The organism is Nonomuraea sp. NPDC049637 (assembly GCF_040675235.1).
Classification (GTDB): Bacteria; Actinomycetota; Actinomycetes; order Streptosporangiales; family Streptosporangiaceae; genus Nonomuraea.
Map to the genome: position 1 here is coordinate 95,912 of NZ_JBFAOM010000017.1, position 22,054 is coordinate 117,965.

Below are 22,054 nucleotides of genomic sequence, written 5' to 3' on the forward strand. Positions count from 1 at the left end.
CACCGTGTCAGGCGGCACGGTGCGGAGCATGTCGGTCACCTATGTCGGCTCCGGGCCGTACTGCTACGCCAACTCCCTCGCGATGGTCCTGGGCGGCCAGGCGCCGCCTCCGGCCGTGATCGAGGTCCTGACGGGCTCCCCGTACGGGATGCAGCTCATCGGCGGCCGGCTGCCGCTGTTCGACGCGTTCGGCTGGGACCCCGGGATCGGGATCGACGCCGCGCTCGGCCTGCTCGGCTGGGAGTGCGAGCGCGCCGACGGCGGGACGGCGGCGGCGGCGCTCGACCGGCTGCGCCGCGCCTGCGAGGACGGCCCGGTGCTGGCCGGCCCGCTTGAGCTCGGCCTGCTGGCCTACCAGCCCGGGTCGGGTGAAGCGGTCGGCGCCGACCACTACCTGGTGGTGCTGGAGGTGGTCGGCGACACCGTGCTGGTGCACGACCCGCAGGGCTACCCGTACGCCACCCTGCCGGTCGGCGCCTTCGCCGAGGCGTGGCGCGGAGAGCTGATCCCCTATCTGGAGCGGCCGTTCCTGATGCGGCACGGCTTCACCCGCCGCCAGCAGGTCGGCCGGCAGGAGGCGCTGCGGCGCTCGCTGCCCGCCGGACTGGCCTGGCTGGCGGGCCGTACGGATGTGCGGGTCCCGCCCGGCACGCTGGGGCTGGCCGAGGCCGCCGAGCGCACGGCCGAACTGGTGGAGGAAGGGCTGGATCCCGAGATCAGGATGCTGTGGCAGGCGTTCGCGGTGCGGGTGGGCGCCCGCCGCCTCAACGACCTGGCGGCCTGCCTGTCGTCCCTCCGCCTCGACGCGGGCGCGGCCGTCGCCGCCGAGCAGGCCCGCATCGTCGGCGGGTTGCAGGGCCCGCTCGTGGCGGGCGACGACGCGGCGCTGGCGGCCGGGCTGCGCCGGCTGGCCCCGACGTACGAACGGCTGCGCGCGGCGCTGCTCGCCGCCGAGAGTGCGTCGAACGCGGCGAATCGATGCTGATTTAATGGCGGATCATGAACTTTGGCAGGCTTTCAGCGAGCGGCCGGATTCTGATCGCGGCACTGCTCTTACTCGGTGGCTGCTCCGTCCCGTCGGCACCGGCGGCCACCACACGACCGCCGTCCGCCGCGCCGTCCGTCGCGCCGTCCGCCAGCCCCTCCGCAGCCACCGCCAACGGGGGCACGCCGCCCGCCGACGCTCCGCCCCTGGCCACGCTGTACGGCGACGGCCACACCGACGGCGTGGCCACGGCCCGCATCGACGTGATCGGGCTGGAACGCAGCGCCCCCAACGCCGTCACCGCGCGGTTCAGGATCAGCGCCGACCAGGGCGAGGTCCGGCTCGAAGGCTTCCACGCCGGCCAGCTGGCCGGCGGCACCCCCTACGACTACATTCAGGCCGCCTCCGGCTTCTTCCTCCTGGACGACCCGCGCTTCTCCGTCTACTACCCGATGAAGAAGGACGACGCCGAGGTCCGGGCCCGCTGCCTGTGCAGCTACTCCGGGCCGCTCGCCAAGGCCACGCCCGGCAGCCCCGCGCTGATGTGGGCCACCTACCAGGTGCCGCCGGAGACCACCAGCCTGGCCGTCGGATTCGACAGCGCCGGACTGACCGCGCCCCTGCCGATCAGCCCCGCCGGCACCGGCCCCCGGCTGGACGGCGAACCGGACGCCGCCGCCATCGCCGCCGCCTTCCCGCTCACCGTCCCGCTCGCCACCCGCTCCGACGCCACCACGACCTCGGTGACCGAGTCGGACCAGCAGGTCGAGCTGGCGCTCAACACCGACGTCCTGTTCGCCTTCGACAAGGCCGCCCTCACCAGCCGCGCCAAGCAGACACTGCAGCGCGTCGCGGAGCGCGTCCGCACCGAGGCCCAGGGCGCCGTGCGGGTCGTCGGGCACACCGACGACGTCGGCGACGACACCTACAACATGGACCTGTCCCTGAGACGGGCCAAGGCCGTGCAGAAGGCACTGACCGGCCTCGTCGGCCCGGTCCCCTTGCAGGTGGAGGGCAAGGGCGAGACGGAGCCCGCCGTGCCGGCCACCTCCGATGCCGCCCGCGCCCGCAACCGGCGGGTCGAGGTGACCTTCCAGCGGCTGCCCAAGCCGGCCGGCGCGCCGCGCACCCCCGTTCCGACGCCGTCCGTCACGGCGACCACGACGGCCACCACGGCGGTTCCGACGGCCACCGGCCTGCGCGAGCTGACCGGCCTCAAAGCCGACCTGCGGGAACTGAGACGCATCAACGACAGGACCCTCATCGCCACCGTGACCTTCCGACACGCCGGCGGCGGCGACAGGGTCTCCTTGGAGAGGGGAGCCTGGGACCCCGACGTCGACCAGCAGGCCGGCATCTACGGGTACAAGCTCGACTTCTTCTGGCTCGCGCTGACCGACGCGGCTCGTACCCGCTACCTCCCGCTGACCACGCCCGGCCGCCTCGACGTGCCCCGGCACTGCGTCTGCTCCAGCACGGTGCTGAAGTCGCTGGGAGCGGGCGAGCAGATCCGGATGTTCGTGCTCATGACCGCCCCACCCGCCGACGTGACCAGCGTGGACGTGAACCTGTTCGGGTTCACCCCGATGCACGACGTGCCCATCACCTGATGACCTCTCCCGCCCCGGCCGCCGCTCACCCCACGAAGGGGGAATCGAAGGAGAACTGCTCCCGCCTGATCAGGTCCGTGACCTGGGCGGTGCCCAGGGCCCGGTCGAACTGGAAGGGATTGTTGTCGGGCACGCTACGGGTGCCGCAGAACGCCGTCTGCCCGTTCTGGAGGCTGATGTGGACGCAACGGGCGTCCGCGGGAAGGCCCTCCAGGCGGGCGGTGAGGTTCTCGACCTCCACCGAGAAGCCCGTGCCGTTGAAGACCTCCGTCTGGGCCTGCTTCCAGGGGGCACCGGTGCCCCAGATACAGGCTCGGGCCGACAGGCCGGGGAAGACGAGACTGGAGATCCAGCTCCCGCATGTCGGGCCGGCCGCGGCCGAGGCGCTGCTCGCGCCGGTCAGGCCCGGCGCCGTCATCACAGCAGCCGCCACCACCGCTGCGATCAGGGCTCGGGACAGGGCCCTCGCCGATCGGTTGTTCATCGTGGCCGTCCCTTCGTCAGCGGCCTGATCGCCGCCGCCGGACATAGGTGTCACGCGACCTTCGGGCCGTCACCGACCGCGATCGGCCCTGTACAGCATCCATATTCTTGGCGGGGCGCGGCGGCGGGCAATCTTCGGTCCACTCAGCGGACCGGTGGACGCAGCCCGCTCACGCGGGAAGCAGACACCGTTCCCCCTCGGGACATGATGAGAAGCGGCCCCGTGATCCCATTGGTGATCACGGGGCCGCTTCGCTCTGATCCATTCGCGACATCGAGGATGCCGGGCTGCTGTGGGATCGGTGGCGCGTTCTAGTCGGGCAGGCGGTCCAGGAGCCAGGTGGCGCCCTCTTCCGTGATCTCGGTGTGGCCGTGGTTGTCGTTGGCGCAGAGGAAGTCGTCGAAGTCGCTCTCGTCCGGCGACAGCGCGTCGATGTCGGTGTACAGGTGGGCGTCGGTGACGTCCCGCACGGAGACGGCGCTGATGGAGGGGACGAAGCAGTGGCCGGCGATCGGATTGTCGACGTCCAGGCCGAGACCGGTGGCTTCGGCGATGGCGTTGAGCGCGTCGGCGAGGATCTTGAACCCGTCCAGGATGCCGCCGGGCGCGCCGTCCACGCACGGGACCCCCGGCGCCTGGACCTCGATGACGTCGGGCGTCAGCAGGCGAAGCCTGGCGGCCAGGGTCTCGGGCGCCTTGGGCTGGGTGCGCAGATCGGTGCCGGAGATGAGGTCGCCGGTGCCGAGCAGCGCGCTCTCGCCGGCGCCGGTGCCGTTGCCTGCGCCGTTGCCCGCACCGTCGGCCACGGCGAGCAGACGCGGGATGCGCGGCCATCCACCGACGGACTCCAGTTCGCGCAGGAACTGGGTGCGCAGCGGGTCGACGCCGGGCACGCCATTGGGGTCAGGCAGGTGCCAGGCCAGCAGCTGGCGGGCGGCGGGGCTGTTGAACAGGTCGGAGAAGCGCGGGTCGTAGGCCTTGCTGTGGTGCGCGAACGCCTGCAGCGAGATGGGCACGTAGGCGCCGCGGTGCGGGGTGTCCCAGGAGAAGTACACGCCGACCTGGTGGTCGACGTGCTGCGTCTCCATCCGGGCCAGGGCGTAGCGGGTGACCAGGCCGCCCATGCTGAACCCACCGGCCAGCAGGCGGTTGTCGCCGACCCGCTCGGCGGCGGCGCGGTGGATCGCCGCGGTGACGGTCTCCGCGTTGTCGAGGATGGAGGCGCCGCGGTCGTCGTAGCCGATGACGACGACGTCGCGGTCGCGCCGGCGCAGCTCGCTGATCAGCGGGAAGGCGCGCCGCTCCAGGCCGTCGTAGAGCTCGTCGATGTCGGTGGCCCCGGCCCCGAAGCCGTCGGCCAGGAGCACCGGCCGGGTCAGGGTCTGGTTCCGCTCGCCGTAGTACACCCAGGCCGTGCCGCCGGGCAGCTGCCAGCGGTCGCTCCACTGCTCGGCGGGCGGGGCGGTGGTGGTGGCGCCGGCCCTGGAGCTGGCGCTGGAGGACAGGACGACCGGCGGCGCGGCGCTCAGGGCGCTCGCGATCTGCTGTTTGTTGATCACTCCAGAGTTATCACCATTAGTAGTCGTACGGACACCTAAAGCTATCCCCTCGCCCGGCTCCTCGTTTGGTTGGCCCAAGCCCTCAGCAGCTCAAGGTCTGCGCGGGGGCGGGCACGTGGTACTCGGGCGACGGCACGGGGCCCACTGCTCGGTCGTCCTCATCGTGACGCCTCGAACGCGTGCAGCAGGAAGGCCAGCACATCGGCGAGCAGGGCATGTTCCTGCTCCCGGGTCGAGCCGGCGCCGTGACCGCCGTGCTCCTCCACACGCAGCAGCACCGGCCGGCCGGAGGCGCCGGCCGCCTGCAGGCGGGCGGCCAGCTTCGCCGGCTGCCACGGCGGCACCCGCGCGTCGCGCCGTCCGGTGGTCAGCAGCACCGCCGGGTACGGCACGCCGTCCTGGATCCGCAGGTAGGCATCGGCGATCAGCAGACCGCGCAGGCCGTCCTCGGTGGTGACGCTGCCGAACTCCGGCACGTTGATCGGCCCGTTCTCGCTGAACTCGATCCGGGTGGCGTTGACCGTCGGCACCTGCATCACCATGGCGGCCCACAGCTCCGGCCGGCGCACCAGCGCGCCCCCGGTGGGGATGCCGCCGGCGCTGACGCCCTCGCCCGCCAGCCGTCCCTGCCGGGTGTAGCCCAGGGCGATGAGGTGCTCGGCGCAGTCGATGAAGTCGGTGATGGTGGCCTCCTTGCGCGGGCCACGCCCGGCTTCGTGCCACTCCCGGCCATAGGCCCCGCCACCGCGCAGGTGTGCGACGGCGTAGACGCCGCCGCGCTCGTACCAGGCGAGCATCTCCGGACGGAACTCCGGCAGCTCGGACATGCCATGGGAGCCGTAGCCGGTGAGCAGGACCGGGTTGTCGCCGTCCAGCACGACGTCCTTGTGGTGGATGACGGTGAGCGGGATCTGTGTTCCGTCCCTCGCGGGCACATGCAGGGTGCGGGCGTGCACGTCGCCGAAGTCGACCGGTGAGCGGGGCGCCAGCCCGGTGTCCTGGAGGGTTTCGCCGTCGTAGCGGTAGAGCCGCGGGGCGTCCGTCCAACCGGCCGCCAGCAGCAGGGCCTCGGGCCGTTCCGGGTGGGTGGTCAACTCCCAGACGGCGACCTCCCCCGGCAGCGGGAGGTCGGCGGGCGCGCCGCCGGACAGGGGCACATGCCGTACCCGATGGACGCCGCCGTCGAGATCGCGCACCAGCAGCCGGTCGCCGACGACCCGCACCGCCTCCACCACGCGCTCACCCGCGGGCACCACCACCCGGGCTCGCGACAGATCGGGTGCGGCGAACGGAACGGCCAGCACGTGGGAGCGGGGCGCGTCCCGATGGGAGACCAGATAGAGGGTGTCGTGACTGGCGGCGAAGGCGGTGACACCGTCCGCCACGTCCGCCACCTTCCGCCAGGGGCAGGTGGCCGGATCGGCGAGCGCGGCTCGTGGCGCCACGTACAGCGCGCAATCGCTCAACTGCTCGCGGGTCCAGGGGCCGAGTGCGCCGCGGGAGACGATTGCCAGCATCCACTCGCCACGCGGCGGCACCACGAGGAAGGGCCGATCCTGCGGGGTCAGCTCGACGTGGGGGTTGAGCCCGCGCGCCAGCACCACCTCGTCCCGCGCCGGGTCGGCGCCCAGCCGGTGCAGGAAGGAACGGCTGTCCAGGCGGCGCTCCTCGGGCGGAGCGCCCGCCGCAGGAGCCACGAAGCGGTGGTAGACGAACGACCGGCCGTCCTCCAGCCAGCTCAGGAAGGCGAAGCGCGCCGTGGGCGGGATCGTCTCCAGGACGGCACCGGAGCCGACGTCGATGACCTGGATCGTGCTCTCCTCCGACCCGGACGGGAAGACGGCGCAGGCGACGTGGCGACCGTCGGGAGAGGGCACGTACCAGGCGATGGCGTGGTGCCCCTCGCCGGGCAGGGTGTCCGGGTCGAACAGGACTCTGCTCGTTCCGTCGGGCTCACGCACCATCAGCACGAGTACGCCGGCGCCCGGTTCGCGCGCCAGGTGGAAGATCCTGTCGCCCGCCGGCGTGAAGGTCGAGTACTGCGGGAGCGCGCCGCCCAGCTCGCGGATCCGGGTCAGCAGCTCCTCCCGGCGGGGCAGGGTGTCCAGCTGCTCGCGGGCATGGCGGGCCTGGCCGTCGAGCCAGCGGTGGAACTCCTCGCCGTCCGCCTCCATCCACCGGTAGGCATCGTCGAGCGTGACGCCGTGGTGAACGTCGCGCACCACGTCCACTCGGGCGATCGGGGGGCCGCTGATGTCGCTCATCCGCGTGATCATAGGCGCGAAGCCGGGTGTGGGGCTGATGATTCCTGCGCAGCCTCGGCGTCGCCAAGCTGGTCGAGCCGCTCCGCAGCGAGGGCCGTCTGACCGTCAAGGGCACGGAGTCTTCTGGGCGATGGCTGCCGTCAGCCCTTGTGTTCGTGATCGTAGGCGGCCTGGGCGGCGGCGACGGCGGCGCCGTGTCGCTTGGCCCAGTCGGTGAGCTCCAGCAGCGACTTGTGGAGTTCCCGGGCCATCTCCGTCAGCGTGTACTCGACCTTGGGCGGAACGACGGGATGGACGGTGCGGACGAGCAGGCCGTCCCGCTCCAGCTTGCGCAGCTTGAGCGTGAGCATGCGCCTGCTGATCCCGGTGATCGAGCGTTCCAGCTCCGTGAAACGGACCGGACCCTGCGCAGCGGCTACCAGGATGCCGATGCTCCACTTCCCGGAGACGTGATCGAGGACCTCCGAGACCGGGCACGCCTCGCGGGCCAGGGCTGACACATCGATGTGACTCTGGGACATGAAAGTGCCTTCTTCCGCCGGTCTCGACAGTCACCAATCATGTACTCCGTATCAAATCGTGCACCAAACCGGAAGGTGGCCCCCATGTTGCAGGAACTGGCAGACCGCACCGCGATCGTGGACGCCGTCATCGCCTACGCGACGGCCCTGGACACCAGGGACTGGAAGACCCTGGGCGCGCTGTTCACCGACGACGCCTGCTGGGAGTACAGCGGTTCGGGCGAACGGCTCCACGGGCCTGAGGCGATCACCGCCAGGATCCGGACCGGCGTGGAGCGATTCGACGCCACCCATCACCTGAACGGCAACCATGTCGCCACAGTGCACGGCGACGAGGCCGAGCACACGTGCTACTACCAGGCCCAGCATGTCCGCCTCGGCCTGCCCGATGGCGACAAGTTCCTTGCCGGGGGTCGCTACGACGACCGGCTGCGCCGCACCCCGGACGGCTGGCGGTTCGCCCACCGCAGGATCACCAGCGTCTGGAGCGAGGGGAACCCCGCCGTGATCACGTCATGAGGTCACGATGCCCGCTCAGACCACGGTCAGGGTGACGCCGCGACGCCGGGTCGAAGCCAGCCGGTACGCGGCCAGGATCGACGCCCATGCCATGGTGAGCGCGATGGCCAGCGCGAAGGCGACATTGGCCGCCCTGGAGCCCTGCGCCGCGAAGATCGAGATCCAGGCCGCCACGAAGAGCCCGCCGGTCACCATGCTCAGGACGGCCCAGCCGCGACGGCCGGCCGCCGCGAACCGCCGTCCGAACGCGAAACACGCGGCGATCAGCGCGAGAAAGGCGATCCCGGAGACGAGGAGGTGCAGCATCGCCTCCGTGCTCATGCTGGTGGGCGGGCCGACGGGCGTCCCGGGCGGGAAGCCGTCGGCAGGGTCGGCGGAGAAGCAGGCAGCGGCGATCATCCCGGCGCCGAAGACGCCGACCAGTCGCGGCCCCCAGGCGCCGTCCCAGCCCGCCGGGCCACGAGCCCGGTGCAGGCCGACCGCTCCGGCCACGAACAGCAGGCCGCTGACCGTGAAATTGGCGATCTGCATCCATCCTTGGTCGCCGTTGCTCAGCATGCTGGCCGGGTACCGGCTGATGTCGAATCCGTCCCTGGTGAGCATCTGCAGCAGGACCACGATGATGTAGAACGGTCCGGCGACGGTGCCGCACGTCAGCAGCGTCCGCGTCGCCCTGCTGACCGCTGTGGTGGTGGGGTTGTCGGCCGTCCGGCCCACTCCTCTGAGAACGGGACGACCCACCGAGCGGCGGGTCATCTGTCGCCGTCCCTGCCGGACTCGGGGGCGAAGTGCTGCACGGCGAAGGCGACGGCCGCGGCGAGGCCGTCGTCGCCGGTGCCCCGAGCAGCCTGGGGTGCGGCGTGCTCCAGTTCCAGGACGGTCCCGCCGCCGTCACCGCCGGGCGCCAGACCCGCTTCGACCTCGGTGGGCATGCCCTTCCCCGACATCCGGGTCACTTTGATCAGATGGGGCTTCTCACGGCGCAGGATCTCCCCCCTGGCGTTGTCCTTGAGCAGCAGTGAGCGTCCCTCGCCGACGGCGACCGGCCGGTTGCCGGTCTCCCGCCGGGTGGCGTTCACCTGGTTGACGATGTCGATCATTGGTCCTTCTTCTCGTCGTTCGAGCCTGTTCGTCCCTCATCGGACGGATCTCCTCAAGCGGGTGACGGCGCTCGCGCCGGGCGCGCGCGACTTCAGCGTCCAGCGCCGCCGAGCACGTCGAGTGCGTGCGCGGGCCATAATTTCAGCCAGTACTTATATAAGTCAATCATGATACAGCAGAGATCGATCAGGGATACGGTCCATCACCAGGCGATCGACTACTGTGATTGCGCCTGTGCGGTGAACGTTCTTCGCCCCCTGAGACCTCGGCTCACGACAGGTCGAAGACGAGACCGGACGTGGCGATGCCGATCTCACCGTCGTATTCGGCCCCGGCGGCGGCCCGCGCGGCCGAGGTGTCCGTGCCCGGCTGCAGGTGCGTCAGGAGCAGGTGCCGGACGTGGGCCTCCAGCGCCTGCCGACCTGCCTGACGGGCGCCGGTCAGGTGACGTCGCAAATCCTCCGGGACCTGGTCCACATAGGTGGCCTCGGCCAGCAGCAGGTCAGCGTCACGCGCCAGTTCCACCCTGTCGGGGCTCGGGCCGCTGTCGCCGGTATAGGTGAGCACCCGTCCGCCCGCTGTCAGCCGTACGCCGGCATTGGGGACCGAGTGCGGCAGCAGGCGAGTCTGTGCGCGAAACGGGCCGAGGTCGAATGCGCTGCCGACGGCGAACTCGTGCAGCCTGAACCCGTCGTGCTCCACGAGGTAACCACTGCAGGCCTGACCCGCCGCCGGCCAGGCACCGCATCCGCCAAGGATCGTCAGCAGCATCCGTGAGCCACCCCTTCCCAAGAGTCGTTGGGAAAATTATTATCCCAAGGTGTCTTTGGAAAACCGGGACGATCTTGTTCCCCTGCGCGCCCTCGCCAACCCGCTGCGTATCCGCATCGTGTCGCTGCTCACCGGCGCGTCGATGTCGGCCACCGAGGTCGCCGACGAGCTCGGCATCGCGCACGCCTCGGCCAGCTACCACCTGCGCCAGTTGGCCAAGGCGGGCTTCCTCCAGCAGACGGAGGAGCGTCCGCGGGCAGGCAAGGGCCGCCCGCAGCTGCTCTACCGGTACGACCCGTCCAGTGGTGAGCGCCTCGACCGGTCCGAGGGACAGCAGCTTCTTCACCAGGCGATGAGCACCGACCTGGCCAGGCGCCTGGCTGAGACCGCTCGCCGGCGCACGTCCATGGACGCCGAGGTGTGGCTGGCCAGGCCTGTCTGGGAGGAGATCGTCGGCCTGATCGACCAGGCCGTGGCGCTCCTGCACGACAAGGCCGGACCGCCGCACGACGGCGTCAAGGTCAGCATGACCGCGCTCCTGCTCGAACTACGTGACGAACAGTGATCGGCCGCCTGCTCTCCTGCGCGGCCGGCGCGTTCCTGCCGATCGGACCGCTCGTCCCGGCGGTTCCGCGACACCTCACCGGCTCGCTGGGCCGGCAGGCGGGCATGGTGGGCGTCTCGCCGGCCGTCACCTGCGGTCTCCATCTCCTGGTCCACGGCGGCGTCCTCGTCGCCGTCCGCCGGAGCGCTGCTGTTCCCGCCCATGCACCACAACGAACGCGAAGGAGCCCCCCTTGACCATTCCCCCCGCTGACCTGTCCGACTATGCCGACGTCGTGTTCGACGTGGCCGTGCCCCTGCTGGCGGACGACCGGGTGCTGATCAACGCCGAGATCGAGCACGCCCCGCTCGCCCGCGCCCTGGCCGAGGCCGCCTACGCCCGAGGCGCCCGCTACGCCGACATCTGGTACTTCGACCCGCACGCCAAACGCTCCCGACTCCGGCACGCCGACACCGCGAGCCTGGCCGAGGTGCCCTCGTGGCTCGACGCCCGCAACGACGAGCTGGGGCGGAACGGCGGCATCATCGTCAACGTCCGCGGCACCGCCGCCCCCGACCTCCTGGCCGGACTCCATCCGATCCGCGTCGGGCTGGACCGCATGCCGGCGCTGACCTCACGGCAGCGGCTCCAGCTCAACAACCTGGTCCGCTGGACGATCGTCCCCTACGCCACCCCCGAGTGGGCCCGTGCCGTCTTCGGCGAACCCGACCAGGCCAGGCTGTGGCGGCACCTGCGCCGCATCCTCCGTCTCGACGAGCCCGATCCGCGCGAGGCGTGGCGGCAGCGCATCGCCGAACTGCTCGATCGCGCTCGACGGCTCACCGACATGCGCCTGGACGCCGTGCGGTTCGAGGGCCCCGGCACCGACCTGACCATCGGCCTGCTCCCGGACGCCCACTGGACCGCCGCCCGCCTGGAGGACGTCAACGGCCGCCCGTTCCAGGCCAACCTGCCGACCGAGGAGGTGTTCACCACCCCTGACTACCGCCGCGTCACCGGTACGGTCCGCGCCACCCGGCCGCTGTCCCTCGACGGCACCCTCATCCGCGACCTGGAGCTGACCTTCGCCGACGGCGTCGTGACCGATGTCAGGGCGAGCGCCGGAGCCGAGGTCGTCCGCGCGCACCAGGCCACCGACGCGGGCGCCGCCCGGCTGGGCGAGCTCGCTCTGGTCGACCGTTCCTCGCGGGTGGGCGAAAGCGGCATCACCTACCTGGAGACCCTTCTGGACGAGAACGCCACCTGCCACCTGGCCTGGGGCGCAGGGCTGCCTCCGGGCGTGCCCGCCCACCTGCGTACGGACGACCCCGCACGGCTGGACGCGGCGGGCGTGAACACCTCGCGCGTGCACGTCGACTTCATGGTCGGCGGCCCGGACGTCACGGTCACCGGGCTGGGGCCCGGCGGGAAGGTGGTGCTCCTGCGCGACGACACCTGGGAGTTCTGACGCGGCCAGTTCGCCGAGGTCGCCCCAACCATCCTCCGCTCTATGAGCATTGACTTATACAAGCCGCGGGACGGCAGCGACAATCCGGCAGGGCGGGCCAGGAACCGCCGCGTGGAGATCTCCTACTCCATCAAGCAACAGGGCCGGACGCGGCGACGCGGCCACCACAAGCCCCTCCCCCGGCCGGTACGCGGCTCCACGGGAGCGGCGGCCCCCCTTCCGCGCCGATCCGGGAACGCGGGTGGCCGATTCCACCTGGTCATGGCGCCGCCAAGCGGACAAACCCAACGTGGACGTGCTGCCGCTCCATCGTGACGGCGCCTACGTGGTGGCCTCCTTCGACATCACCAGGACCAACGACGGCACGTTCATCCCGCGGCAGTCCCCATCGAACGCTGACCGGCCGGGGGGCCGGGACGGCGGGGCTCGTGTCCAGCGGTGAAGACCATGATCCGCGCATCTGACGTGGACGTTCCAAATCCCTTCCAAATGCCTTCCAAAGACCCAGGAGCAGGCTGAACACATCGCAACCGATGAAGGAGCGGGAACAGATGAGCGTCAACGCCCAGGACATGGAGATCGTCCACCGCGTGCTCCGCCGTGAGTCGCGGCTGCTGGTGGAGCTCGTCGCGGCCGTCGCCCCGGGTGACACCGCTCGCGCCAAGGTGATCTCCGGCCACTTCCGCCTCTACCGGCTGGGCCTGCGCAACCATCACGAGGCCGAGGACGAGCTGCTGTGGCCGCCGCTGCTCTCCCGGGTGGACCTGGAGGCCGACGTCGTCCTGCGCATGCAGGCCCAGCACGAACGCGTCGCGGCCACCCTGAGCAGGCTGGACGCCGCGTTCCCCGCCTGGGAGGCCACCGCGGGCGCCGACGAGCGCGACGCCCTGGCGGCCGCGCTCTGCGAGCACCGCGCGGTCCTGCTGGAACACCTCCGCGACGAGGAGGCCACCCTCCTCCCGCTCGCGGCCAAGCACATCACCCCACGGGAGTGGGCCTCCCTGGGCGACCACCTGGTGCACAACACGCCCAAACTCACCCTGCTCACGCTCTGCGGCGCCGTCCTGGAGGACGCGAACCCGGCCGAGCGCGCCGTCGTCCTCCGCGGCCTTCCCGCTCCGGTCCGCGTCATCTGGCACGTCATCGGCCGCCCCCGCTACGCCCGCCACATCCGCCGTGTCCGCGGCTGAACTTCCTGACCGTCCGTACAGACAAAGGAGAACGACCATGTCGCTGAAGAAGCTCAACACCGTCCTGGCCGCCGTCGTCGTCCTGTTCACCCTCTACCTCGGGTTGTCCTTCGTCCTGCCCCTCGGGACCACCTTCCCGGGGCTGGCGAACTGGCCCTCTGACGGCAGCGGCTTCTCCATCGTGAAGGGCAGCCGCGAGATCGCGATGGGCCTGGCCATGGGCGTCCTGCTGGTGACAGGTCACCGCCGCCCGTTGGGCTGGGTCCTGCTGATGACGGCCGTCGCCCCGTTCGGCGACATGGTCAACGTCCTGGCCCACCACGGATCCACGGCCGTCGCGCTCGGCGTCCACGGCCTGACCGCGGCGCTGATCGCGGTCACGGGGTTGCTGACCCTCCGCGAGGCCGGCACCGCCCCCGCGACCGCCGCGCAGCCCGCCTGACGCCCACATTTTTCTGACAACTCGACCAGGGAGACGACAATGACGATCAACGATTTGGCCGGTGTCCTCAAGGGGCGTGTGCTCCTGCCCGGTGACGACGGCTTCCAACAGGCGGCCACCGCGTGGAACCTGACCGTGAGGCAGCCGGTGGCGGCCGTGGCGGAGGCCGCGGATGCCGATGACGTGACGGCGCTCGTGCGTTACGCCCGGCGGGCGGGCATGACGGTGACCGCGCAGCCGAGCGGGCATGGCGCCTCGGGCGATGTGGACGGCCTGATCCTGTTGCGTACCGGCCGGTTGAACGAGGTGGAGGTACGCCCGCAGGAGCGCGTGGTCCGGGTGGGCGCGGGCGTGAAGTGGGGGCAGGTGCTGGCGGCGGCCGGTCCGCTGGGTCTGACCGGCCTGTCCGGCAGCGCGCCGGGGGTCAGCGTGACCGGCTACACCCTGGGCGGTGGGGTCGGCTGGTTCAGCCGCGCGTACGGCTTGGCCTCCGACAGCGTGCGGGCCATCGAGATCGTGGACGCCGACGGCGAGCCGGGCCGGGTGACCGCCGAGTCCGACCCGGACCTGTTCTGGGCGCTGCGCGGCGGCGGCGGGGACTTCGCGGTGGTGACCGCCCTCGAACTCGACCTGTATCCCGCTCCGGACCTGTACGGCGGGCGCGTGATCTGGCCCGAGCACCGGACCAGGGAGGTGTACGACGCGTTCCTGGAGATCACCGCCGACGCGCCGCGTGAACTCAGTGTCTGGATCAACCGGCTCCAGCCCCCCGGCGCGCCGCCGATGGTGACGCTGGATCTGGCCTACCTGGGCGAGGCGGCGCAGGGGGCGGACCTGCTGGCGCGCATCGACAAGATCGAGGACGCGATCTCCGACAGCCGCGGCGTCGTCCCGGTTGCCGACCTGGGTGTCATATCCGCCGAACCCACCGGCCCGGTCCCGTCCATCGCTCGGGCGGAGCTGCTCACCGGGCTGGACGCGGACGCGGTGGAGCTGCTGCTGGCCAAGCCGATCGAGCCGCTCGTCAACGTGCAGATCAGGCACCTGGGCGGCGCGCTCGCCGAGCCGGACGGCGGGGCCGGCGCCAGCGGCGCGGTGGCTGAGCCGTACCTGCTCGGACTGGTGGGTCTCGGCCTGCCGCACGCGGCCGACGCGACGCGCGCCAAGCAGGCCGGGGTCGTGGCCGATCTGGAGGCGTACGTCAGCGGCCGCAAGCCGTACACCCTGCTGTCCCCCGGCGAGACGGCGGCGCAGTCCTTCTCCGGCGACGCGCTCGCGCGGCTGCGGAAGATCAAGCGGGCCCGTGACCCGCACAACGTGTTCCGCGCGAACTACCCGGTGCTCGGATAGATCGGCCCAGCAGGTCATGGCCCCTCCGCCCGCCACGGCGGCGGGGCCGTACCGCACCCGCGTGCTGCGGGGTGGCGTCACCGCCCTCCGGCGAGGGCGGTGACGCCGGTGACGCGTGGGGATGCGACGTCAGCTGAACTGCCACCAGTTCATGTTGAACAGGTAGCCGCTTCCGCCGGTGAACCTCAGGTACAGGTCGCGGGTGCCGGTCGCGCCGCTGACCGGACAGGACACGGTGGTCCAGGTCTGCCAGCCGCCCGTGCCCGGCACGGTGCACGTCCCGGCCGACGGGCCGTTGACGCCGTCCAGGTGGAGTTCGAGCCTGCCGCCGGCGGACGCCGAGGCGACCCGCGCGGTGAAGGTCCTGGCGCCGGCGCCGAACGCGACGCCCTTGACCTTGATGTAGTCGCCGTTCTCGATCCAGCCGACGTTCATCCCGCCTTCACTGGAGGGCTCGGTCTCGACCCCCGACTCCCAGGCGATCGTCTCGGCCTCCTGGCGGACGTACGGATCGAGGGTGCCCACCTGGGGCGCCCCGGACGCGGTCATGTTGATCGTCGGGATCGTGCCGCCGGAGCCGTAGGTGAACTTCTCCACGGCCACCGAACGGGTGAAGCCGCCGCCGCCCGGCAGTGCGCCGTTGTGGTAGAAGAAGTACGAGCCGCCCTGGAAGTCGACGATCCCCGCGTGGTTGGTGAAGCTGCCGCCCTGCGTGGGCATGATCGTCCCTCGGTAGGTCCAGGGCCCGGTGGGGCCGGGGGCCGTGGAGTAGGCGATGAACTCCGAGCAGCACTTGGCCGCGAACACCAGGTAGTACAGACCGTTCCGCTTGTAGACCCAGGGCCCCTCTTCGAACAGCGTCGGGCGGTTGGCGTCACCCGTCCTGGCGCCGAATCCCGCCGTGGTGAGCGGGATCTGCGTCGCGCTTCCCGAGTAGGAGGTCATGTCGGCGTTCAGCTTCACGTACCAGAGGTGCGGGTTGCCCCAGTAGAGGTAGGCCTGCCCGTCGTCGTCGATGAAGACCGTCGGGTCGATCTCGCCGTTCTCGATCAGCGGCCGTCCGAGTGCGTCCCTGAACGGCCCGGTCGGACTGTCGGAGACGGCCACCCCGATGGCCATGCGGCCGGTCGCCCGGTTGGTCGTGGGCACGTACCAGTAGAACCGGCCGTTCCGGTAGATGGTCTGTCCCGCCCAGGCGTCGGACTTCGCCCAGCTGAAGGTGGTCAGGCTCAGCGGGGATCCGTGGTCGGTCCAGTTCACCATGTCGGCGGAGGACCAGACCCGCCAGTCCTTCATGGTGAACCAGGTCGAGCCGTCCTCGTCGTGGCCGGTGTAGAGGTACACCCGTCCGTTGTGCACCAGCGGCGCCGGGTCGGCGGTGTAGACGGTCTGGATGATCGGATTGTCCGCCCTGGCAGGGTGGGCGGGCAGCAGCGCCACGAGCCCGAGCAGCACCAGCACCCCTACGATTCCGCGTCCGGCTCCTGTGGTGGCCGGAAACCGTAATGCCATTCTCACGATCGCTCCCGGGACGACGGGTCAGCTACGGGTCCAGCGCTGGTTGGCGCCGCCGTTGCACGACCAGATGGTCAGCTTGGTGCCGTTGGCGGTGGCGTTGTTCGGCACGTCCAGGCACTTGTTCGCACCGACGGCGGTGAGGGTGCCGTCGGCGTTGAAGCGCCACTGCTGGTTGCTCTGGCCGTTGCAGTCCCAGATGATGACGTTGGTGCCGTCGGTGGTTCCGCCGTCGTACACGTCCAGGCACTTGCCGCCGTAGACGCGCAGTTCGCCGCTCGCGGTGGGCGTCCACTGCTGGTTGGCCTGGCCGTGGCAGTCCCAGATCTGCGCCTGGGCGCCGTTGGCCTGCGAGGCGCCGGCGACGTCGAGGCACCGTCCCGAGCCCACTCCCTTGATCACGACCGTGGCAGGCGGGACGATGCCGCCTCCCGTCACGACGTACATGGCCGCCCCGTGCCCGGGGACCGGCGCGCTGATCGTCCCCGGCGAGGAGGACGTCGTGTGCGCCCACAGGTCACGCACGGAGTAGGAGGACGCCGAGCCCAGCCCGAGGGCCGCGGCGGTGGTGGAGACGGTCGCGGTCGAGGTGCCCCGGTTGAGCAGGACGACCGCGACCGAGCCGTTCTTCATCGGCTTGCGCCAGACCTCCAGGTCGCCGTTGTCGCTGATCTTGTGGCCCTGCCGGCCGCCCCAGTCCTGGTTGACCGCGATGACCTCGGTGTTGGTGAGGATGGCGCGCGTGTCGGCGCTCATCGTACGGAGGTCGTTGCCGGCGATGAGCGGCGCGTTCAGCAGCGACCACAGGCTGAAGTGCGCGCGCCCCTCGGTGCCCGTCACCGAACCGACGCCGACCTCCAGCATGTCCGGGTCGTTCCAGCCCCCCGGGCCCGAGTACGACTCCAGCCCGACCTGCTGGTCCAGGATGCCCATGATGGAATTCCAGTTGGCCGCGATGTCGCCGGTGTCACGCCAGGAGTTGCCCACCGGCGCTCCCCAGGTCCACACGTTCTCCTGGCCCCAGTTGCACAGGCTGTACACGATCGGGCGGCCGGCGGCGGCCAGCGCGTCCCGCATGGCCGTGTACCGCTGTTGCCCGTTCATGCCGCGGTGGTCGCCGCAGTTGTCGTATTTCAGATAGTCGATCCCCCACGACGCCCACAGGGCCGCGTCCCGCCGCTCGTAGCCCAGGCTGGCCGGGTAGCCCGCGCACGTCGTGGTGCCGGCCGAGGAGTAGATGCCGAGCTTGAGCCCCTTGGAGTGCACGTAGTCGGCCAGAGCCTTGATGCCGTTGGGGAACTTCTGCGGATCCGGCACCAGGTCGCCGCTCGCGTTCCGGCTCTTGGTGGACCAGCAGTCGTCGATGTTGACGTAGGTGTAGCCCGCCGCCGCCATGCCACTGGAGACCATGGCGTCGGCCGTCTGGCGGACGAGGCCGTCGTTGACGTTGCAGCCGAAGCTGTTCCAGTCGTTCCAGCCCATCTGCGGGGTGCGGGCGAGGCCGTTCTCCAGCGCGACGGCCGGGGACGTGGCACCGCCGATCGCGACGAGGGAGCCGGCCGCCAGTAACGCGGCCGTCGTCAGGCCGAGAATGGTGCGCATTCGCTTCTCCACCTCCTGGGTGTCGTCATGAGCCGGTGCGGGTCCAGCGCTGGTTGGCGGCGCCGCTGCAGGACCAGATCTGGAGCTTGACGCCGTTGGCGGTGCTGTTGCTCGGCACGTCCAGGCACTTGTTCGCACCGACGGCGGTGATCGAGCCGTCGGCGTTGAAGCGCCACTGCTGGTTGCTCTGGCCGCTGCAGTCCCAGATGATCACGCCGGCGCCGTCGGCGGTGCTCCGGTTGGCCACGTCCAGGCACTTGCCGCCGTACACGCGCAGCTCACCGGAGGCGGTGGACGTCCACTGCTGGTTGGGCTGCCCGTGGCAGTCCCAGATCTGCGCCTGGGCGCCGTTGGCCTGGGAGGCGCCCGCGACGTCGAGACACCTGCCCGACCCCGCGTTCCTGACCTGGCCGCCGGGCGCCGGGCCGGGCGAGGTGCCGTCGAGTCCGAGGAAGGAGAGGGCGTAAGGGAACATGCCCGTCAACGGCAGGGAGTGGCCCTGCCCCGCGAAGCTGAGCCCCTCGACCCGCGGCTGGTTCCCGGTGCCGCCGTACCGGGTGCGGGTGACGCCCGAGCGAGGGCTGTCGGTGTACGCGGGGGTCTGGCTCACCCCGTTCAGGCCGGACCACTGCTTGATCTCCTCGCCGAAGTTGGCGTAGGCCAGGGTGGTGTCGACGGTGCCGTGCCAGAGCTGCATGCGCGGGTAGGCGCCGGTGTAGCCGGGGAACATGGCGCGGGCCTGGTCGCCCCACTGCTGGGCGGTCTTGACGATCCGGCCGCCGGAGCACTCGCTGTTCCACAAGGATCCGTCGGCGGTGGCGAAGCATCCGGCCGGGACGCCGGAGAACGCCGCGGCGGCCGAGAACACGTCGGGGTACTGCGCGGCGAGTACGTTCGTCATCATCGCGCCCGAGGAGAAGCCGCTGACCACGATCTTGGCGGGGTCCACGTTGTACCGCTGCCGGGCGTAGCCGACCATCGACATGATCCCGGTGGAGTCCCCGCCGCCGTCACGTCTCAGCGCGGCCGGAGTGGACACGTCGAAGCACTGGCCGCTGCGGGTGGCCTCCGGGACCACAATGATGTATCCGTACTGGTCGGTGGCGGTGACGTAGTCGTGCCCGACGCCGTTGAACACCCCGGAGGCCGAGCCGGTGCAGTAGTGCACCATGACCAGCAGCGCCGGCCTCGCCGCCACCCGGTCCGGGACATAGATGTACATGTTCAGGTTGGTCGGGTTGTTGCCGAAGCCGGTGACCCGGGTCAGCGACGCGGCGGCGGCGGGCCTGACGCCCAGCAGCACGGCGGCGGCCATCACGAGGACGGCGGCGGCCGCGAGTGCGGCACGCGATGCCCAGGTCGTCGCGGGGCCGCGGCCGACGCGGCGGGCCAGGGGCGTCACGTCCGGGTCCACTTCTGGTTGGCGCCGCCCGAGCAGTTGTACAGCTGGAGCGCGGTCCCGTTGCCGTTGCCTGCGCCGACGGCGTCGAGGCACAGCCCGGACTGGACGCCGGTGATGGTGCCGTCGGAGTTGAGGCGCCACTTCTGGTTGTCGCCGCCCCAGCAGGAGTAGATCTGGATCCTGGCGCCGTTGCCGGCGCCTCCGGCGTCCAGGCACTTGTTGCCGTACACCCTCAGCTCTCCGGCCGGGGTCTGCGTCCACTGCTGGTTGGTGCGGCCGTTGCAGTCCCACAGCTGCACGGCGGTGCCGTCGGCGGTGCCGGCGTTGGGCACGTCCACGCAGCGGCCGGAGGCCACTCCCCTGATCTGACCTGCCGGTGGCGGGGTCGGCGTCGTGGTGGACGAGCCGCCGTCCAGGCCGAAGAAGCGGATGGCGTACGCCGCCATCCCCGGGTGGGGCAGGTCGTGTCCGGCGCCGGTGACGGTGTACGCCTCGACCTGCCCGGAACCGAAGACACGCCGCGTCCAGCCGGACTGCGGGCTGTCGGTGGAGGCGGGGGTCTGGCTCAGGCCGTGCACGTCGGTCCACTGGTCGACCTCCTCCTGCAACATCGTGTACGGCAGGACGGAGTCGGCGGTGCCGTGCCAGGCCATGACGCGCGGCCGGGGCCCGGTGTAGCCGGGGTAGGCGTTCCTGGCCAGGTCACCCCACTGCTGCGGGGTCTTGTCGCCGCATCCGGCGGGGCCGAGGCAGCCGTAGGGGACGCCCGAGAACGGCGCTCCGCCCTTGAAGACGTCGGGGTACGTGGCGAGCAGGTTGTTGGTCTCCATCGCTCCCGAGGAGAAGCCGGTCGCGAACACCCGCTGCGGGTCGCCGTTGTAGCGTTGCAGCACGTAGTTCGTCATGGAGACGATCGACACCGGGTCGCTGCCGCCGCCGTGCCGCAGGGCCTCGTTCGACCAGACGTCGAAGCAGTTCGACAGGCCGTTGGCGCTCTTGTTCGCCTGCGGGTAGATGACGATGAAGCCGTACCGGTCGGCCAGCGAGGCGAACTCGGTGCCCTGGTGGAAGCCGGGGGCCCAGCCGTTGCAGCCGTGCATCGCCACCAGGACGCCCGGCCTGGCCGCCACCCTGTCGGGGACGTAGAGGTACATTCGCAGCCCGCCCGGGTTGGTGCCGAAGTTCGTCACCTCGGTCAGGACCGCGGCCGACGCCTGCGGCGCGCCCACCAGAAACATGGCCAGAGTGGTGGCCGCCGCCGTGATCACAGCCGCCAGGGCGGCTCCGATGCCCGCGCGCCTTCTCCTGCGCGATTCGCCTGGTCTCATGCATCCACCTCTCGTATGTTAGCGCTAACAAAGCGCTAACCGGTCGAGCTCTTCCGGGCCGATGGAAGGGACGGTGGGAGCAAATACGAGCCGGAAAGGCGCTGTCAAGAGCGCCATGGCGCGCGGCGGCCGGACGAGGCGGCCGCCGGGCGCGCTCACCTTGAGCTATCGAGGCGGGCCGGCCAGAGCGTCGCCATGAAACTTTCATCAGCCTCCGCGTCCAGCACACGCAACTTCACCAGGCTTACGGCGCGCCCGGCCGGCGCTGTCAGGAGCAGCTCACGGGAGGTGAGGAGGGCAGGGAGATCGGCTGCTGCCGCCGGTACGCCTCCAGGTCGACGAGGTTCCCGTTGATCGCGTTGCGTCTCTGGAGCTCCGCCCAGTACACCGGATCGAGGAAGATCGCGGGGTTCCACAGCGGCTGCGTCAGGTCCTTCAGCTGCCCCAGGTACAGGACGGCGTCGGCCAGCTTCCCCAGCGGGAAGCCGCACAGCCGGGGCGCGTCCATGAAGTGTCCCGCGTCGGCCGACTCCAGCCAGGTGCCGGAGCACGCGATCACGGTACGCCGTGGACAGGCCGCCAGGCGGGGATGGCTGCCGGCCACGATCACGTACACGCGCCGGCCGGTCTGCTCCTCGATCAGCGGGATCGCGTGGTCGGCGTTCTGGCCCCGCTCCGGCGAGTGCGTCACGTGCCCGCTGCCGTAGCAGATCAGCGCCCGGCGGTTCCTGGCGAGCACCTCCCGCCGCACCAGGGACGCCATGTGGGTGTCACGCTGGGCGAGGAAGCCGTCCACCTGGTCCTGGGTGGTGATGCGTGACCAGTCGATGGGCGGGTCCCCGAGGAGCACCCGGATCCTCCGCGCGGCGGGCAGCGTCCAGTTGACGGCGCGGACCGTACGGAAGAACTGCTCACGGATCGGCTGGTCGCCGGTGCCCCCGGGCGATTGCGTGGTGTTCCGCCAGACCTGCCGCAACACGTGGTCCTCGACGGCCCCGCCGGCGACGAACCGGTCGACGACCGGCTGGTAGAGCGCGTTGCCGAATTCCACGACGATGTCGTCGACCACGTCCGGCAACCGCGGGTCCGTGAGCAGCAGCTGCTGCGCGTCGCCGTGTTCCTGCTGGCCGTGCGACTCGCCGACGGCGACGAGCCGGTGGTGTTCGAAGGCCGACAGGACGGCCTGGGTGAGGCCCCGTGCGGACACCTCGCCCGTGCCCGTCGAGCTGCCCGTCGAGCCGGCCGTCGAGCTGGAGGCCAGCAGTCCGCCGGCAGCCGTGCCGGCTCCGGCGACGGCGAGGAACCTGCGCCGGGTCAACCGCGGATCTGTCACGTCTCGTCCTTTCCGAGGGGGATCACGGACGGTTGTACGGCACGGCCGGTGTCGGCCGGGTGTCAG

21 protein-coding genes are annotated in these 22,054 nt (G+C 71.1%); 9 read left to right on the forward strand and 12 right to left on the reverse strand.

Annotated features, from left to right (window positions below):
• Positions 1 to 28: 28 nt before the first annotated feature.
• The gene (locus AB0J71_RS24015; protein WP_364416077.1) at positions 29 to 985 is read left to right on the forward strand and encodes a hypothetical protein; all 957 of its coding nucleotides are present in this window, start codon (positions 29 to 31) and stop codon (positions 983 to 985) included.
• A 14-nt stretch (positions 986 to 999) separates the two neighbouring features.
• Complete coding sequence (locus AB0J71_RS24020; protein ID WP_364416079.1) at positions 1,000 to 2,595, forward strand: OmpA family protein; 1,596 nt, start codon at positions 1,000 to 1,002, stop codon at positions 2,593 to 2,595.
• Between the two features lie 25 nt (positions 2,596 to 2,620).
• Here AB0J71_RS24020 and AB0J71_RS24025 read toward each other — a convergent pair whose 3' ends face one another.
• The 4 genes from AB0J71_RS24025 to AB0J71_RS24040 form a co-directional block, all read right to left on the reverse strand.
• A complete protein-coding gene (locus tag AB0J71_RS24025) occupies positions 2,621 to 3,079 on the reverse strand; it encodes a hypothetical protein (protein ID WP_364416081.1) in 459 nt (152 codons plus the stop codon).
• Between the two features lie 311 nt (positions 3,080 to 3,390).
• A complete protein-coding gene (locus AB0J71_RS24030) occupies positions 3,391 to 4,638 on the reverse strand; it encodes a hypothetical protein (protein WP_364416083.1) in 1,248 nt (415 codons plus the stop codon).
• 158 nt (positions 4,639 to 4,796) lie between these two features.
• Entirely contained in the window at positions 4,797 to 6,902 is a 2,106-nt protein-coding gene (locus AB0J71_RS24035; RefSeq protein WP_364416085.1) for a prolyl oligopeptidase family serine peptidase, read from the reverse strand.
• 140 nt (positions 6,903 to 7,042) lie between these two features.
• A complete protein-coding gene (locus tag AB0J71_RS24040) occupies positions 7,043 to 7,423 on the reverse strand; it encodes a helix-turn-helix domain-containing protein (protein WP_352324355.1) in 381 nt (126 codons plus the stop codon).
• An 84-nt stretch (positions 7,424 to 7,507) separates the two neighbouring features.
• Between AB0J71_RS24040 and AB0J71_RS24045 the strand changes: the two genes are divergently transcribed.
• A complete protein-coding gene (locus tag AB0J71_RS24045) occupies positions 7,508 to 7,942 on the forward strand; it encodes a nuclear transport factor 2 family protein (RefSeq protein ID WP_364416087.1) in 435 nt (144 codons plus the stop codon).
• Positions 7,943 to 7,957: 15 nt separating this feature from the next.
• On the opposite strand, the gene AB0J71_RS24050 is transcribed toward AB0J71_RS24045, so the two are convergent.
• From AB0J71_RS24050 to AB0J71_RS24060, 3 genes are all read right to left on the reverse strand, one after another.
• Positions 7,958 to 8,698, reverse strand: coding sequence for a DUF998 domain-containing protein (locus tag AB0J71_RS24050; protein WP_364416089.1), 741 nt, complete (start codon positions 8,696 to 8,698; stop codon positions 7,958 to 7,960).
• On the reverse strand, positions 8,695 to 9,042 hold the full coding sequence (locus tag AB0J71_RS24055; RefSeq protein WP_364416091.1) for a hypothetical protein: 348 nt from the start codon (positions 9,040 to 9,042) through the stop codon (positions 8,695 to 8,697). Before AB0J71_RS24055 ends, AB0J71_RS24050 begins: the two co-directional genes overlap by 4 nt.
• A gap of 271 nt (positions 9,043 to 9,313) precedes the next feature.
• The gene (locus tag AB0J71_RS24060; protein WP_364416093.1) at positions 9,314 to 9,814 is read right to left on the reverse strand and encodes an MBL fold metallo-hydrolase; all 501 of its coding nucleotides are present in this window, start codon (positions 9,812 to 9,814) and stop codon (positions 9,314 to 9,316) included.
• A gap of 49 nt (positions 9,815 to 9,863) precedes the next feature.
• Here AB0J71_RS24060 and AB0J71_RS24065 point away from each other — a divergent pair, with 49 nt between their 5' ends.
• The 6 genes from AB0J71_RS24065 to AB0J71_RS24090 all read left to right on the forward strand — a co-directional run bounded on the left by AB0J71_RS24065 (position 9,864) and on the right by AB0J71_RS24090 (position 14,808).
• Entirely contained in the window at positions 9,864 to 10,379 is a 516-nt protein-coding gene (locus tag AB0J71_RS24065; protein ID WP_352324361.1) for a helix-turn-helix domain-containing protein, read from the forward strand.
• Positions 10,380 to 10,611: 232 nt separating this feature from the next.
• Complete coding sequence (locus AB0J71_RS24070) at positions 10,612 to 11,826, forward strand: aminopeptidase (protein ID WP_352324363.1); 1,215 nt, start codon at positions 10,612 to 10,614, stop codon at positions 11,824 to 11,826.
• 289 nt (positions 11,827 to 12,115) lie between these two features.
• Positions 12,116 to 12,268 carry a hypothetical protein gene (locus AB0J71_RS24075; RefSeq protein ID WP_364416095.1) on the forward strand — a complete coding sequence of 51 codons (153 nt, stop codon included), beginning with the start codon at positions 12,116 to 12,118 and terminating at the stop codon, positions 12,266 to 12,268.
• 109 nt (positions 12,269 to 12,377) lie between these two features.
• Complete coding sequence (locus tag AB0J71_RS24080) at positions 12,378 to 13,016, forward strand: hemerythrin domain-containing protein (protein WP_364416097.1); 639 nt, start codon at positions 12,378 to 12,380, stop codon at positions 13,014 to 13,016.
• 37 nt (positions 13,017 to 13,053) lie between these two features.
• On the forward strand, positions 13,054 to 13,458 hold the full coding sequence (locus tag AB0J71_RS24085; protein WP_352324366.1) for a DUF4267 domain-containing protein: 405 nt from the start codon (positions 13,054 to 13,056) through the stop codon (positions 13,456 to 13,458).
• Positions 13,459 to 13,497: 39 nt separating this feature from the next.
• Entirely contained in the window at positions 13,498 to 14,808 is a 1,311-nt protein-coding gene (locus tag AB0J71_RS24090; RefSeq protein ID WP_364416099.1) for an FAD-binding oxidoreductase, read from the forward strand.
• 129 nt (positions 14,809 to 14,937) lie between these two features.
• Here AB0J71_RS24090 and AB0J71_RS24095 read toward each other — a convergent pair whose 3' ends face one another.
• The 5 genes from AB0J71_RS24095 to AB0J71_RS24115 form a co-directional block, all read right to left on the reverse strand.
• Entirely contained in the window at positions 14,938 to 16,269 is a 1,332-nt protein-coding gene (locus AB0J71_RS24095) for a glycoside hydrolase family 43 protein (protein ID WP_352328007.1), read from the reverse strand.
• Between the two features lie 78 nt (positions 16,270 to 16,347).
• A complete protein-coding gene (locus AB0J71_RS24100; RefSeq protein ID WP_364416101.1) occupies positions 16,348 to 17,925 on the reverse strand; it encodes a lectin in 1,578 nt (525 codons plus the stop codon).
• Positions 17,926 to 17,950: 25 nt separating this feature from the next.
• A complete protein-coding gene (locus AB0J71_RS24105; protein ID WP_364416103.1) occupies positions 17,951 to 19,327 on the reverse strand; it encodes a PHB depolymerase family esterase in 1,377 nt (458 codons plus the stop codon).
• Positions 19,324 to 20,655, reverse strand: coding sequence for a PHB depolymerase family esterase (locus AB0J71_RS24110; protein WP_364416105.1), 1,332 nt, complete (start codon positions 20,653 to 20,655; stop codon positions 19,324 to 19,326). The genes AB0J71_RS24105 and AB0J71_RS24110 overlap by 4 nt, the downstream gene beginning before the upstream one ends.
• Before the next feature lie 268 nt (positions 20,656 to 20,923).
• Positions 20,924 to 21,988 carry a hypothetical protein gene (locus tag AB0J71_RS24115; protein ID WP_364416107.1) on the reverse strand — a complete coding sequence of 355 codons (1,065 nt, stop codon included), beginning with the start codon at positions 21,986 to 21,988 and terminating at the stop codon, positions 20,924 to 20,926.
• Positions 21,989 to 22,054: the final 66 nt, after the last annotated feature.